Annotated in this window: 16 protein-coding genes; 12 read left to right on the top strand and 4 right to left on the bottom strand. The window is 67.8% G+C overall.

All coding sequences use genetic code 11. The features are described 5' to 3' along the window. The first annotated feature begins 6 nt into the window (after positions 1-6). Genes ACLIVD_RS27660 through ACLIVD_RS27635 form a run of 6 tightly spaced genes read left to right on the top strand, consistent with a single transcriptional unit; the run spans position 7 to position 6,519 of the window. Entirely contained in the window at positions 7-1,398 is a 1,392-nt protein-coding gene (locus ACLIVD_RS27660; protein ID WP_283331201.1) for an LLM class flavin-dependent oxidoreductase, read from the top strand. 35 nt (positions 1,399-1,433) lie between these two features. Continuing rightward, positions 1,434-2,957, top strand: coding sequence for an ABC transporter substrate-binding protein (locus tag ACLIVD_RS27655; protein ID WP_283331202.1), 1,524 nt, complete (start codon positions 1,434-1,436; stop codon positions 2,955-2,957). Then, positions 2,954-3,979, top strand: coding sequence for an ABC transporter permease (locus ACLIVD_RS27650; RefSeq protein WP_283331203.1), 1,026 nt, complete (start codon positions 2,954-2,956; stop codon positions 3,977-3,979). The genes ACLIVD_RS27655 and ACLIVD_RS27650 overlap by 4 nt, the downstream gene beginning before the upstream one ends. Before the next feature lie 6 nt (positions 3,980-3,985). Beyond that, entirely contained in the window at positions 3,986-4,843 is an 858-nt protein-coding gene (locus ACLIVD_RS27645) for an ABC transporter permease (protein WP_283331204.1), read from the top strand. Further along, entirely contained in the window at positions 4,833-5,699 is an 867-nt protein-coding gene (locus tag ACLIVD_RS27640; protein ID WP_283331205.1) for an ABC transporter ATP-binding protein, read from the top strand. Before ACLIVD_RS27645 ends, ACLIVD_RS27640 begins: the two co-directional genes overlap by 11 nt. Continuing rightward, the gene (locus tag ACLIVD_RS27635; RefSeq protein WP_283331206.1) at positions 5,692-6,519 is read left to right on the top strand and encodes an ABC transporter ATP-binding protein; all 828 of its coding nucleotides are present in this window, start codon (positions 5,692-5,694) and stop codon (positions 6,517-6,519) included. The genes ACLIVD_RS27640 and ACLIVD_RS27635 overlap by 8 nt, the downstream gene beginning before the upstream one ends. A gap of 39 nt (positions 6,520-6,558) precedes the next feature. Here ACLIVD_RS27635 and ACLIVD_RS27630 read toward each other — a convergent pair whose 3' ends face one another. Genes ACLIVD_RS27630 through ACLIVD_RS27620 form a run of 3 tightly spaced genes read right to left on the bottom strand, consistent with a single transcriptional unit; the run spans position 6,559 to position 9,113 of the window. Continuing rightward, positions 6,559-7,221 (bottom strand): methionine ABC transporter permease, encoded by a 663-nt coding sequence (locus ACLIVD_RS27630; RefSeq protein ID WP_283331207.1) that lies wholly within the window; start codon positions 7,219-7,221, stop codon positions 6,559-6,561. Next, positions 7,218-8,240 carry a methionine ABC transporter ATP-binding protein gene (locus ACLIVD_RS27625; RefSeq protein WP_280782050.1) on the bottom strand — a complete coding sequence of 341 codons (1,023 nt, stop codon included), beginning with the start codon at positions 8,238-8,240 and terminating at the stop codon, positions 7,218-7,220. The genes ACLIVD_RS27630 and ACLIVD_RS27625 overlap by 4 nt, the downstream gene beginning before the upstream one ends. Then, positions 8,241-9,113: a MetQ/NlpA family ABC transporter substrate-binding protein gene (locus tag ACLIVD_RS27620; protein WP_283331208.1), complete on the bottom strand. Its 873-nt coding sequence runs from the start codon at positions 9,111-9,113 to the stop codon at positions 8,241-8,243. It abuts the gene before it with no gap. A 199-nt stretch (positions 9,114-9,312) separates the two neighbouring features. On the opposite strand from ACLIVD_RS27620, the gene ACLIVD_RS27615 reads away from it, so the two are divergent. The 6 genes from ACLIVD_RS27615 (at position 9,313) to ACLIVD_RS27590 (ending at position 13,464) form a co-directional block, all read left to right on the top strand. Next, positions 9,313-9,822: an NADPH-dependent FMN reductase gene (locus ACLIVD_RS27615; RefSeq protein WP_280782048.1), complete on the top strand. Its 510-nt coding sequence runs from the start codon at positions 9,313-9,315 to the stop codon at positions 9,820-9,822. Then, positions 9,819-10,319 (top strand): flavin reductase family protein, encoded by a 501-nt coding sequence (locus ACLIVD_RS27610; protein WP_007300445.1) that lies wholly within the window; start codon positions 9,819-9,821, stop codon positions 10,317-10,319. Before ACLIVD_RS27615 ends, ACLIVD_RS27610 begins: the two co-directional genes overlap by 4 nt. Before the next feature lie 11 nt (positions 10,320-10,330). Continuing rightward, positions 10,331-11,041, top strand: a complete 711-nt coding sequence (locus ACLIVD_RS27605; RefSeq protein ID WP_283331209.1) for a GNAT family N-acetyltransferase — start codon at positions 10,331-10,333, stop codon at positions 11,039-11,041. A 46-nt stretch (positions 11,042-11,087) separates the two neighbouring features. Beyond that, positions 11,088-11,423 carry a YciI family protein gene (locus tag ACLIVD_RS27600; protein WP_283331210.1) on the top strand — a complete coding sequence of 112 codons (336 nt, stop codon included), beginning with the start codon at positions 11,088-11,090 and terminating at the stop codon, positions 11,421-11,423. Further along, on the top strand, positions 11,420-12,634 hold the full coding sequence (locus ACLIVD_RS27595; RefSeq protein ID WP_283331211.1) for an RNA polymerase sigma factor: 1,215 nt from the start codon (positions 11,420-11,422) through the stop codon (positions 12,632-12,634). Before ACLIVD_RS27600 ends, ACLIVD_RS27595 begins: the two co-directional genes overlap by 4 nt. Before the next feature lie 92 nt (positions 12,635-12,726). Continuing rightward, positions 12,727-13,464, top strand: coding sequence for a DUF899 family protein (locus tag ACLIVD_RS27590; RefSeq protein WP_283331212.1), 738 nt, complete (start codon positions 12,727-12,729; stop codon positions 13,462-13,464). Between the two features lie 9 nt (positions 13,465-13,473). Here ACLIVD_RS27590 and map read toward each other — a convergent pair whose 3' ends face one another. Beyond that, a complete protein-coding gene (gene map, locus ACLIVD_RS27585) occupies positions 13,474-14,262 on the bottom strand; it encodes a type I methionyl aminopeptidase (RefSeq protein WP_280782043.1) in 789 nt (262 codons plus the stop codon). Between the last annotated feature and the right edge of the window lie 54 nt (positions 14,263-14,316).

Below are 14,316 nucleotides of genomic sequence, written 5' to 3'. Positions count from 1 at the left end.
GAGAACATGACGAGACGGCAACTGAAATTGGGAGCTGTCCTCACCCCCACGGGTGGTCCCGGGCACCCGTACACCTGGCTGGACCCGGAGATTCCCGCCGACGCGAGCGTCGACATCGACTGGTACATCCGGTACGCGCGGCTGGCCGAGCAGGCGCGGTTCGATCTCGTGTTCATCGTCGACAGCCAATTCATCACCCCCGACTCGCCCCCGCACTACCTGAACCGGCTCGAGCCGCTGACGCTGCTGTCGGCGCTCGCGGTGGCCACCGAACACATCGGGCTCGTGGGCACACTGACCACATCGTTCAACCAGCCGTTCAACCTCGCGCGACGGTTCGCGTCCCTCGATCTGATCAGCCGCGGCCGTGCCGGCTGGAACGTGGTTACCAGTGGCGACTCGGGTACCGCCGGAAACTACGGACTCGAGGAGCATTACGACTACGCCACCCGCTACGGCCGGGCCCTCGAACACGTCGAGGTCGTCAAGGCTCTGTGGGACTCCTACGAGGACGACGCGTTTCCGCGCGACCGGGAGGCCCGCCGCTTCCTCGACGCAGACAAGCTGCACACCCTCGACCACCGGGGCGAGCACTTCTCGGTGGTGGGCCCGCTCAACATCGAACGCTCGCGGCAGGGGCAGCCGGTGATCTTCCAGGCCGGCGACTCCGACCAGGGCCGCGACCTCGGAGCGCGGATCGCCGACGGGATCTTCACGCACGCGCCGAGTTTCGAGGCGGGCGCGGCGTTCTACACCGACATCAAGACCCGCGCCGCGGCCTACGGGCGCGCTCCCGAGGACATTGTGATCCTGCCGGGAGTCACCGTCACCGTGGGCGACACCGACGCCGACGCCCGCGAGATCGAACGTGCAACCCAGCTGGCGGACAACGACTTCGGAAAGTCCCTCCGGGAACTGGGCCGGCCATTCGGCTGGCACGACTTCCGGCAGTACGACCTCGACGCGCCGTTCCCCGCCGAGGCACTGCAGCACGCCGAGCGCAGCTTCTACACGCAGGCGAAGAAGATCGCCGACCTCGCCGCCGACCGCGGGCTGACACTGCGGCAGACCGTCGAGGCGCTCAGCGCACCGAAGACGTCGCCGTTCACGGGCAGCGCCGAGACCGTCGCGAACGAACTGCAACGCTGGCTGGACGGCCACGCCCTCGACGGCATCAACATCCACATCGGCCACCCGGCACAGTTCCAGCGCTTCGTCGACGAGGTGCTGCCGATCCTGCGCGAGCGCGGGGTCGTCCGGGAGGACTACGAGCAGAACACGTTGCGCGGCAACCTCGGTCTGCCCTTCGCGGAGAACCGCTACACCCGCGCGCGGCGTGAGGGAGTCGACCCCGCCCCGCTGCCCGGCACCACCGCATCGCTGTCCGCGAGCGTCTGAATCACCACCCCCCCTTGCATGGTCAGGAGCACCCAGTGAGCAAGAAGAGCCGGCGGATCGTCGGCGCCGTAATACTCGGAGTGATCGTCGGGCTCGTTGCCACCGCGTGCGGCGGCGGCAGCAGCTCGGACGGCGCCGAGGTCAAGTGGGCGTTCAACCTCCCCACCTCCTGGGATCCGGTGACGAGCCGGACCGGAAACGACATCAACACGATCAGCCTCGCGTACGCGTCGCTGACCCGGCTCGACGCCGAGGGCAACGTCGAACCGTCACTCGCCGAGAGCTGGAAGTACAACGCCGACGGCACCGCCGTGACCTTCACCCTGCGTGACGGTCTCACCTTCTCCGACGGGACCATCCTCGACGCCCCGGCGGTCAAGGCGTTCTTCGATCGCGGCAAGACCCAGGACGATTCCTTCCTCCGCGATCAGCTGGCCGGCGTCACCGAGGTCACGGCCGACAGCGCCACCGACGTCACGCTGCACCTCGCCGACGCCGACTACCAGATCCCCTACCTGGTCGCCGGGCGTACCGGGGCCATCGCCAGCCCGACCGCGGCCGCCGACCCGCAGAAGCTCAGCGTGTGGCCGGTCGGGGCCGGTCCGTTCACGATCACCGACTTCGTCGCCGAGGACCACGCGTACTTCGAGAAGAACCCGAACTACTGGGACGCGGAGAACATCCACATCGATCACTTCGAACTCAGCGTCGCCCCGGACCCGGCCACACTCGTCGCCGGTGTCCAGTCCGGTTCCATCGACTTCGCGACGCTACCGGCCCTGCAGTCCAAGGAAGCCGAGGCCGCCGGTCTCGATGTGACCGTGAAGCCGTCGCTGGCCGCGAACGACGTCTCCATCAACCTCAACAAGGCCCCGTTCGACAATCCGAAGGTCGTCGAGGCGTTCCGTTACGCATTCGACCGCCAGGCGTTCGTCGACGTCATCACGAACGGGTTGGGCAGCACGACGAGCCAGCCGTTCCCCAGCGGGTACCTCGCCTTCAACCCCGAGATCGAGAAGCTCTGGAACTACGACCCCGACAAGGCAGCTCGTCTGCTCACCGAGGCGGGCTTTGGGCCCGGACAGCTGTCTCTCGAAATCACCGCGCAGTCGGCGGCCACCAACCGGGCAGAGCTGGTGCAGTCGCAGCTGAAGAAGATCGGCGTCGAATCCACGATCAAGGTGGTGCCGCCGGGATCGTCGACGTGGCAGAGCGAGGTCTACATCGCGAAGAACCCGCAGCTGGCGACGGACGGCACCATCGGGCGTGAATCACCGGTGCAGAACCTGCTCGCCGTCTACGGTCCGGAAGGCATCATGAACCTCAGCGGCCCGCACGCGTCGCCGGAGTTCACTGCCGCCCTCGACGCCGTGCGTCGTACGCCCCTCGAGGACCCGGAGTACAAGCCGCGGCTGTGGCAGGCCGTCAAGGTCGGGGTCGAGCAGTCGCCGACGAACTACATCTTCAGCAATCCGTGGATCATCGTGTCCAACCCGGACCTGAAGAACCTGAACATCCTGCCGTCCCAGGTGCGGTGGGAAGGCGTCACGGTCTCGTGACCACCGCAGACGTCCAGACCGCCGGCACCGGGAGAACATTCGCTCTCCCGATGCCGGCGGGTGCGCTCGGCGCGGCGGTGCGGGTCGTGCTGAGCACCGTGCTGATCGTGGTCCCGGTCTTCCTGTTCTCCACCCTGATCACCTTCCTGCTCGGGGCGGCCAGCGGGCTGAATCCGGCCGCCGGGATCGCCGGCGACGCCGCGACCCCGGAGACGATCGCCCGCATCGACGCCGAGTTCGGGCTGGACAAGCCGGTCTGGCAGCAGTACGTCGACTGGATGTCGAGCATGCTGAGCGGCGACCTCGGGGTCTCGTGGTTCAGCAAGATCCCGGTCAGCGAGTTGATCGGTGAGCGGCTGGCCGTCAGTGCCTCGATCGCGGGTGTGGCTCTGGTCATCGGACTCGTCCTCGGCGTCGGACTCGGGGTGCTCGCCGCCGTCTACAAGGGCAGCCTGCTCGACCGGCTGATCACCGCCTACACGTCGGTGGCCTCGACGCTGCCGCCGTTCGTCATCTCGATCGGACTGATCCTCGTCCTCAGCGTCGGGTTGCACTGGCTGCCGTCGGCCGGGTACGTCCCGCCGGACGAGGACTTCGGCCGCTGGCTGTCGCTGATCATCATGCCCGCGATCGCGTTGAGCATGGACGTCGTCGCCGACATCGCGCGACAACTCCGCACCGGATTGGTCGCGGAGCTGGACCAGAACTACGTCACCGGCGCGGTGGTCCGGGGCATCAGTCCGGCCCGGATCCTGTTCGTGCACACACTGCGTAACGGCAGCGGGCCCGCGCTGTCCATCCTGGGCATGAAGATCCCCACGCTCATCGGCGGCGCCGTCGTGATGGAGACCATGTTCTCCATGCCCGGCTTCGGTCGCCTCGCCGCCGACTCCGCGCTGCGCGGAGACGTTCCCATCGTCCAGGGAACGCTTGTCGTGGCGATCGTGTTCGTGCTGTTCTGCAACATCGTCGTCAACATCGCGCAGAGCGCGCTGCAGCCGGCAACCAAGCGGAGAGACTGAAATCCCATGCTCACAGCAATCCTGCGCTATCACTCCGCTCGCGCAGCGGTGGTCGTTCTCGGGCTGATCGTGGTGCTCGCGGTCTTCGGGCCCGCCCTCGCGCCGTTCGACCCGCTCGAGCAGGACACGTCGGCAATCCTGCAGGGCCCGAGCGGAACTCACTGGCTCGGGACGGACAACGTCGGACGGGACGTGTTCAGCCGGCTGCTGGCGGGTTCGACCGTGTCGGTGCTGTCCGCACTGCAGTGCGTGGTGGTCGGATTCCTCCTCGGCGTGATCCCGGGCTTCCTGTCGGTGTACCTCGGGCGCGGCGTGGAATGGTTCACCCTCCGGTTGATGGATGCGCTCATCACGCTGCCGTTCCTCGTGTTCGCCGTCGCGATGACCGCGCTGCTCGGAAACGGGCTCGCGCAGGCGATGTTCGCGGTCGGCATCCTCATCGCACCCGCGTTCTACCGGGTCACCCGTGCCGCGGCGCTGACGGTGGCGAACTCCCAGTACGTCGAGGCCGCCGAACTGATGGGGGCCGACACGTCCTGGATCATCCGTCGCCACGCGGTGCGTAAGGTGCTGCCGGCGGTGGGGGTGACGTTCGCGGCGATGACCGGAGCCAGCCTCGTCATCGTGTCTTCGCTGACGTTCCTCGGGATCGGGGTCGTTCCGCCGGACCCGACCTGGGGCGGACTCCTCGCCAGCGGATTGCAGTACCTCTACCAGGTTCCGTTCGGCCCGGTCGTGCCCGCCCTGTTGATCGTGGCCACCGTCTGGGCACTCAACGCCATCGCCGACGCGCTGCGGGATGCGACCGGCCGACCCCAACCACGCGCCCGCAGGAAACAGGAGGTCACCTCGGATGTCCACTGACACATTGGATGCCCCGTCGGCACCCGCAACCACGCGTCCCGACACTCCGGTGCTCACCGTGAGCGATCTGCGCATCGCACTCGACGACGGAACCGAACTGGTCCACGGCGTCGACTTCTCCCTCGCGCGCGGCGAAGCCCTCGGGATCGTCGGCGAATCGGGCAGCGGTAAGTCGCTGACCTGCCGGGCCATCCTCGGAATCCTGCCCGGCGGAATCGGCGTCACCGCAGGCTCGATCGATTTCGACGGCATCGAACTCACCGACCTCGGTCGAAAACACTGGCGGCCGCTGCGGGGTACCCGCATCTCGGCGGTCTTCCAGGACCCGGCGTCCTATCTGAACCCGTCCATCCGGGTCGGTGAACAACTGGCCGAGGCACTCCGGTCGACCCTGGGGCTGTCCCGCGCGGACGCCCGGCGGCGCGGCGTCGAACTTTTCCGGAAAATGGGGCTGAACGACGCCGACACCGTGTACCGCCAATACCCGCACGAACTGTCCGGAGGAATGCTCCAGCGGGTGCTCATCGCGATCGCGGTGTCCGCGGAACCGGAACTCCTCATCGCGGACGAGGCGACCACCGCCCTGGACGTCACCGTTCAGGCCGAGGTGCTCGACCTCCTCGAGGACCTGCGTGACGAACTGGGCCTCGCCCTCGTCCTCGTCTCCCACGACCTCGCCGTGGTGGCTCAGGTCTGCGACAGCGTGATCGTGATGCGGGACGGCGCCGTCGTCGAGTCCGGGCGTGCGGAGGACCTGCTCACCGCGCCCCGGCACGACTACACCCGCCAACTCGTCGAGAACCATCGGGAGTACGGGCTCGAGTCGGTCACCGGAAAGGAGGCGGCTCGTGTCTGAGTCGTTGCTGCGCATGACCGGCGTCCGGGTGGAGCGCGGGGCCCGCGGGGCCCGCAAGCAGATCCTGCACGGCGTCGGCCTGACCATCGATGCCGGTGAGAAGGTGGGACTCATCGGTGAAAGCGGCTCCGGGAAAACGACACTGGCCCGCACGATTCTCGGTCTGATCACTCCCACGTCCGGAACGATCGAGATCCGCGGGCAGCGCGTCGACGACCTGTCCACGGCGCACCGCAGGGCGCACCGCCGCACGGGGACCGTGCAATACGTGTTCCAGGATCCGCTACTGAGCCTCGATCCGGACATTCCGGTGGGCGAGTCGATCGCCGAGGGACTGCTCGTGCGGGGCGGACTCGACCGGGGTTTCGTGCGGTCGCGGGTGGCAGCGGTACTGAGCAGTGTCGGACTCGACGCCGACATCGCGGCGCGGATTCCCGCCGACCTGTCGGGTGGGCAGCGCCAGCGGATCGCGATCGCGAGGGCCCTCGTCCTCGATCCGGCGCTGCTGCTGCTCGACGAACCGGTCAGCGCCCTCGACTCGGTCAACCGCATCCAGATCCTGAAACTGCTCACCGAACTCGGGCACTCGCGGCAACTCGCTCAGCTGTTCATCTCGCACGACCTCGGGGCGGTCGCGGCGCTGGTCGACCGGATCGTCGTGCTGTACCGCGGAAACATCGTCGAGGACGGGCCCACCCATCAGGTGATCTCCGATCCCCAGCACCCGTACACGGCGCTCCTCGTCGGTTCGGCTCCTACGTTGAGCGGCGGCGCGGTGACGCGGGAACGTCGCCGCGAACTGAGGCTCCGCCTCCCGTGAGTACTTGTTAACCGCGGGCGGTTGACAAGTACTCACGGGTCAGCGGCGCAGCGCCTTTCGCGCCAGCCAGTTGCCGAAGAACTGGGAGGCCTGGACGAGCAGGATGATGACGAGGGTGGCCACGAGGGTCACCTGCCAGTTGAAGCGCTGATAGCCGTAGACGATGGCGAAGTCGCCGAGTCCGCCGCCGCCGATCGTCCCCGCCATCGCGGACATGTCGACGATGCCGATGAGGACGAACGTGTAGCCGAGGATCAACGGGCCCAGGGCTTCCGGGATCAGCAGGGTGACGATGATCCGCAGGGGTCCCGCGCCCATCGCGCGGGCAGCCTCGATCACGCCGGGATCGACGGTCACCAGATTCTGTTCCACGATGCGGGCGATGGCGAACGACGACGCGATGATCATCACGAAGATCGCGGCCTCGGTTCCGATGGTCCGGCCCACCACGGCGAGGGTCACGGGCCCGAGTGCGGCGAGCAGGATGATGAACGGAATCGGCCGAACGATGTTCACCAGGATGTTCAGCACAGTGTAGGCGGCCGTGTTCTGGAGAATCCCGCCCTTCCGCGTGGCATACAGCAGCGTGCCCACCACGAGCCCGATCAGTCCACCGACCACCAGGGTGATCACCACCATGTAGACGGTCGTGCCGATGGATTCGAACAGTACGGGGCGCAGCTTGTCCCAGTTCGTGGTCATGCCTGTACTTCCTCGACGTCGGTGACGGTCCGCAACCGGCGGATCACGTCGTCGACGCCGTCGTCCGGACCGACGAGTTCGAGTGTGAGACTGCCGAACGAGCGGTCCTGCAGGGTGGTGATGCCGCCGTAGACGATCTCGAACCGGACGCCGTGCCCTCCCGCGTCGGAGAGGACGTCGCCGATCCGGCTGCCGTCCCGCACGTCGGCGGTGACGATCCGGCCACCGAAACGCGACCGCAGCCGTTCCAGGTCGGCGGGCTCCGGGCGGTTACGCAGGATCGTGCTCACGAAGCTCTTCGACGCCGGCGCCTGGGGTTCGGAGAAGACGTCGAACACCGTGCCGAGTTCCACGACGCGACCCTCCGCCAGCACGGCGACACGATCCGCGACGGCCCGGACGACGTCCATCTCGTGCGTGATCACCACGATCGTGACCCCGAGTTCCCGGTTCACCTTGCGGAGCAGGCGGAGTACGTCCTGTGTGGTTTCCGGGTCCAGGGCGCTGGTGGACTCGTCGGCGAGCAGCAGGTCCGGCGACGTCGCGAGCGCGCGGGCGATCCCGACGCGCTGCTTCTGCCCGCCGGACAGCTGGTCGGGGTAGGCCCGTGCCTTGTCGGAGAGGCCCACGAACTCGAGGAGTTCGGCGACGCGTTCGCGGCGCTTCTGTCGCGGCCAGCCGGCCACGACGAGGGGGTAGGCCACGTTCCCGGCGACGGTCCGCGAGCGGAACAGGTTGAACTGCTGGAAGATCATCCCGATCTTCGCGCGCACGTGCCGGAGTTTCGATTCCGACAGCGCGGTGATGTCGACGTCGTCGACGACGACACGCCCATTGGTCGGGCGTTCCAGGCCGTTGATCAGCCGAACCAGCGTGCTCTTCCCGGCGCCCGAGTAGCCGATGACCCCGAAGATCTCACCCCTCTCGATGGTGAGATCCACGGCGTCGACAGCGGTGAGGGTCTTCTTTCCCGACTGGAAGGTTTTCGTGACGGATTCGAATCGGACGATCGGTGTCATCTACTTGGCCGAACGGATTCCCTCTTCGACCCGCGACAGGATTTGCTGCAGTTGGGCACCGTCGCGTTCGACCTCGACCGACGTTCCCTTCGACTCCTCGCGCACGGCGGCCTGGATCTCGGGGTCGTGCCAGATCTTCACGAGTTCGAGGTACGTCGCGTTGTCCTTGTCCTCGGCGCGGGTGACGAACGTGTTGATGTACGGCTCGGCGGCGGGGCTGGACGGGTCGTCCTTGTAGAGAGCCGATTGGGGGTCGATGCCCGAACGCTCGAGGAACGTGTTGTTGACGATCGCGCCGTCGACGGATGCGAGCGACAGCGCCGTCTGGGCGGCGTCGACCGGGGTTACCTTCACCTTGGACGCAGCCGTGTCGATGTCGGCGGGCGTGGGGGATGGGTTGTCGCCGGTCAGCGTGAGCAGGCCGGCGCCCTTCAGCACGAACAGGGCACGAGCCTGGTTGCTGGGGTCGTTGGGGATCGCGATCTCGCCGCCCTGCGGAATGTCGGCGAGGCTCTGGTGCTTCTGCGAGTACAGGCCGAGCGGCACGATCTGGGTGGCGCCGATCGGGGTGAGGTCGTCGTCCGCGCCGGTGTTGTACTCGCCGAGGAACTGCAGGTGCTGGAAGAGATTGGCGTCGATCTGCCCTTGCGACAGGGCGATGTTCGGCTGCGAGTAGTCGGAGAAGTTCACGACGTCGAGCGTGATACCCGCGTCCTTCGCCTTGTCCTCGAAGATCTCCCATGAGCGGTCGCCGGCCTCGGTGGTTCCGATCCGGACCGTGTCGCCGTCGGCGCTGCCGGATCCACCGGAGCACGCAGTCAGTGCCGCCAGGAGTGGCACGGCGGCAAGGGCGAGAGAACGGCTGAACTTCACGGAAAATCCCCACGATCGATCGGATGACCACGGAGTGTGGCCACGGGCAAGGTAGCGCCTCCGGGCGCCGCGCGGAATGGTTCGGATCGCCGTGATTCGAAGGGGAGTGTCCCGACTTCCGTTCCTGCCCTGCGGTATTCGACCGGACCGGCTGCGTGCTCTAGGGTGGCAGGGTAGACACGCGAGAGGTGATGTAGCGATGAAGGTAACGGTAGTGGCGGGCAATCCCAAGCCCGGTTCGCGGACGTTGGATGCAGCCGGTCTGGTCGCGACCGCGGTCACGGGCGCCGCCGCGGATTCCACGGTCGACGTGATCGAACTCGGGGCAGGTCTGCTCGGGTGGGGTGACGACAAGGTCGCGGCGGCCGTGGAGACGGTGGCGTCGTCGGACCTCGTCGTGTTCGCCAGCCCGACGTTCAAGGCGTCGTACACGGGCGTGCTGAAGCTGTTCCTCGACCAGTTCGCGACCGGAGACGGCCTGAAGGACGTCGTGGTGGTGCCGCTGATGCTCGGGGCCGGGCCCGCGCACGCCATGGCGCCGGACCTGCTGCTCAAGCCGGTGCTCGTCGAACTCGGCGCGACGGCCCCCGCTCCCGGCCTGTACCTCATCGACACCACCTACACGACCGACACACGTATCACCGACTACGCCGAGCGATGGGGTTCGATCCTGACCGCGGCGGCCCGGACCCGGACGGAACTCTCATGACGCAGGCAGACGGCACACTGGACAAGACTTCGCTCCGGGAGGCGTTCGGACATTTCCCGAGCGGCGTCGTCGCCGTCTGCGCCGAAGTCGACGGTGAGCGCGTCGGGATGGCGGCGAGCACGTTCGTGCCCGTGTCGCTGGAGCCGCCACTGGTCGCGTTCTGCGTGCAGAACACGTCCACCACATGGCCGAAACTCGCGGACCTCGCCCACGTCGGGATCAGCGTGCTCGGTGAGGCGCACGACGCCGCCGCCCGTGTGCTCGCCGCGAAGACCGGCGACCGGTTCGCGGGCCTCGACACCGAAACCACCGACGGCGGTGCGCTGTTCATCGACGGAGCATCGGTGTGGCTGGACACCACCGTCACCCAGCAGGTGCCCGCGGGGGATCACGCGATCGTGGTCCTGCGGATCAACGAGCTCAGGGTGCAGTCGGAGATCGAGCCGATCGTGTTCCACCGCAGCCGGTTCCGCTGGTTGCGCACCGTCGCGTCCTGACACGGGGTGAGATGACCACGGAACTGACGGCGCCGGCCGATACAGACGTTCATCCCCTGGACGACGCCATCCGTGAATCCCTTCGCGGGGCGCACGCGCATTTCGCCACATGGTCGGGCCGGGTGGCGCGGTACCACCCGGACGTCGCGCCGCACGTGGGCCACCCGGCGACGCTGGGCGACGAGGAGTGGGCGGATCTCGCGGCACTGCTCGGGTCGTCGTCGACGGCCGCTCTGCGCGGATTCGGGCACACCCCGCCTCAGGGCTGGGAGGTCGTGGACTCCTTCGGCCTGGTCCAGATGGACGGCACCGCGCTGGACGTCGCACCGGACCCCGACGCCGAGGTGCTCGGCGCGGCGGACGTCCCCGAGATCCTGGACCTGATCGGCCGCACCCGGCCCGGACCGTATCTTCCGCGGACCATCGAGATGGGGACGTATCTCGGTTTTCGTGTCGACGGTGAACTGGTGGCCATGGCGGGCGAGCGGTTGCATCCGCCCGGGTGGACGGAGATCAGCGCGGTCTGCACCGATGAGCGTTTCCGGGGCCGCGGATTCGGTGCCCGGCTCGTGCGCGCCGTGGGAGCAGGGATCCGCGCCCGCGGGGAAAGACCGTTCCTGCACGCCGCGCAGGCGAACACGACGGCGATCCGCCTGTACGAAAGTCTCGGCTTCACCCTCCGCCAGCAGTCCGCGCTCACCGTCGTCCGGACGCCGGCGTAGGCCGATCCGGCGCCCGCCGTGACACCGGTCAGGCAAAATCGCAGGTATGAAGTACGTGCTACTGATCTGCGACGACGAGTCGGTATCGCCGACGAACGAGGAGCTCGCGGCGGATCCGGTGCATCAGACTTGGTGGGAGGATCTGCAACGACGCGGCGGGATGCTCGTCGGCCAGCGGCTGCGACCGGTGGTGGATGCCACGACGGTCCGGGTCCGCGACGGTGAGACTTTGGTCTCGGACGGGCCGTTTGCCGAGACCAAGGACTTCGTCGGCGGATTCGTGATCGTCGAGTGCGCGAACCTGGACGAGGCGATCGAGATCGCTGCCGGCCATCCCTACGCGCGCTGGGGCGGCGTCGAAATCCGCCCCGTCTGGGAATGACTGCGCCCGATGACCGAGTGCGTGCGGCGGTCGATGCGGCATTCCGGGACGAGTGGGGGCAGGTCGTTGCGACTCTCATCGGGTTGACGGGGGATTGGGATCTGGCCGAGGACTGTGCTCAGGACGCATTCGCCTCCGCGTTGACGAACTGGCGGCGCGACGGCGTTCCGCGCCGCCCCGGCGCCTGGCTCACCACGACGGCGCGCCACCGCGCGATCGACCGGCTGCGCCGCGACGCGGCAGGTGCGGGCAAGGTACGCCAGCTCGCCGTGCTGACCCGCGACCCGGACGAGCCGCATGACGAGATCCCCGACGAGCGGCTGCGGCTGATCTTCACCTGTTGCCATCCGGCGCTGCCATTTCCGGCGCGGGTCGCGCTCACCCTGCGGACGTTGGCCGGTCTGAGTACCGCCGAGATCGCCCGGGCCTTCCTGACCGCCGAGTCCACGATGGCGCAGCGCCTGGTCCGCGCCAAGCGCAAGATCCACGAGGCCGGGATTCCCTACCGGGTCCCGCCCGTCGAGGTGCTCTCACCGCGACTGGCCGCGGTTCTGGCGGTGCTTTACCTGATCTTCAACCAGGGCTACGACGAGGAGGACGGGCGGGCCCTCACGGCCGAGGCCATCCGCCTGGCCCGGCTCTTGATCCGGCTGATGCCCCAGGAACCGGAGCCGCGTGGCCTTCTCGCGCTGATGCTGCTGCACGAGTCCCGGCGCGCGACGCGCACCGACGACGGAGCGTTGGTCACCCTCGAGAACCAGGACCGGTCTCGGTGGGACCATGCGCTGATTGCCGAAGGTGTGGCAACGCTGGACCAGGCGCTGGCATCGGGGCGCATCGGTGGTTACCAGGTGCAGGCCGCGATCGCCGCCTGCCACGTCACCGCGCCTGACTCGGCGAGCACGGACTGGCCGCAGATCGCGGCCCTGTACACCGAGTTGGCGCGACTGGCGCCGTCCCCGGTGGTGGATCTCAACCACGCCGTGGCGGTCGCGATGGCCGACGGCATTCCGGCCGGCCTTGCCCTGGTCGACGAGATCACGGCATCCGGCCGGCTCGACCGCTACCACCTGCTGCCAGCGACCCGGGCCGATCTGCTCCGCCGGGACGGCCGCCCCGCCGAGGCCGAGGCAGCGTACGAGCAAGCCCTGCAGCTGGCGCCGACCGAGGCCGAGCGCCGCTACCTGACCGGCCGCCTGCGCGAGCTCTGAAGAAATCTCGAGATCATTGTGCGGTTGTTGTCGATCTTGGACGGAATCCTTCGTCGGTGAGGTGAAAGCCCACCAAGAGGAAGGAAAGTGTCGTGAACACGGAAACAACCCCGTCCGTCGTCGACCGCGCGACCTACCAGGCCGAACTGGATGCGCTGCGGGTCCGGGAGAAGACGCACACCCACGAAGGCGACGCGATTGCTGCGGCCCGCCGGCGACTGCCGATGGTCGAGGTGGACCCCGCCATCACCCTGGTCGGCCCGCACGGGCCGGTCCCGCTGCTGGACGTGTTCGAGGGCCGCAGCCAGTTGATCGCGTACTTCCACATGTGGCACGCCGGCCACCCCGCGGCCGAACAATGTGAGGGCTGCACATTCTTCAACGGCCAGGTGCGCGAGCTGTCGTACCTGCACTCGCGCGACGTCACGTACGCCACGCTGTGCCAGGGACCGTACGACGTGAGCGTCCGCTACCGCGACTTCATGGGTTGGGACGTGCCCTGGTATTCCGCGCAGGATGCGGCGGATGCCCTGCTCGGCGATCGCCCACGGTCCCCGGCGCCTCTGGTCTGTTATCTGCGACAGGATGACAGGGTGTTCGAGACGTTCTGGACCAGCGGCCGCGGTCTGGAACCGATGGCTCCGACGTACGGGTTGCTCGACATGACCGCGTACGGCCGTCAGGAAACGTGGGAGGATTCGCCGAGCGGTTGGCCCCAGCATTGGGAGCCCGGCACGAGGGACATCATGCGCACCGACGGACGGCCCACCGCGCAATGGTCCCGCCTGGCATCCGGACGCTCCGACGCCCTCGGCGCCACCGGGCGCTGACGCCACTGATCACAGTGCGGATGCGGCGACGTGTTCCCGGCGCGTGAGCACGAGCGCCGCGCCGTCGGTGATCGCGATGGTGTGTTCGCTGTGCGAGGTGCGCGATCCATCGGCCGAGCGGATGGTCCACCCGTCGGGGTCGTAGACGATCTTGTCCGTGCCGGCGGCGAACCACGGTTCGAGGGCGAGGGTCAGTCCCGGTCGCAGTGTGAGTCCCCGGCCCGCACGTCCCGTATTCGATACGTGCGGATCTTCGTGCATGGTTCGTCCGAGCCCGTGACCACCGAACTCGGTGTTGACCGGGTACCCGTACTCGGCGGCGACCGCGCCGATCGCGGCAGAGATATCGCCCAGCCGGTTGCCGGGTACGGCGGCGGCGATGCCGGCTGTCAGGGCCTTCTCGGTGGCTGCGATGAGGCGCTCGTCCTCGGGTCGTGGATCACCGACGATGATGCTGCGGGCACAGTCGGCGACCCACCCGTCGATGGACACTGCGATGTCCATGCTCAGCAGGTCTCCGTTCTGCAGCACGTAGTCGTGCGGCAGGCCGTGGAGTACGGCGTCGTTGACCGACAGGCAGATGACGTTGCGGAACGGCCCGCGCCCGAATGACGGCGCGTAGTCCCAGTAGCACGACGTGGCGCCGCGCTGGGCGATCAGCTGGCGGGCGCGTTCTTCGAGCTCGAGCAGATTCACACCCGGGCCCGCGCGGTGTTCGAGATCGTCGAGCAACTCGGCGATGAACGTGCCGGTGACGTCCATCGCAGCGATCTCCTGTGGTGTTTTCAGTTCCAGCACCAATTACTCCTCCTGATAGGCCAAAATCGGTATTAAAATACCACCCTAGACGAT

This window comes from Rhodococcus sp. G6(2025) (assembly GCF_058628105.1).
This window is presented reverse-complemented; position numbering and strand designations above follow the sequence as displayed.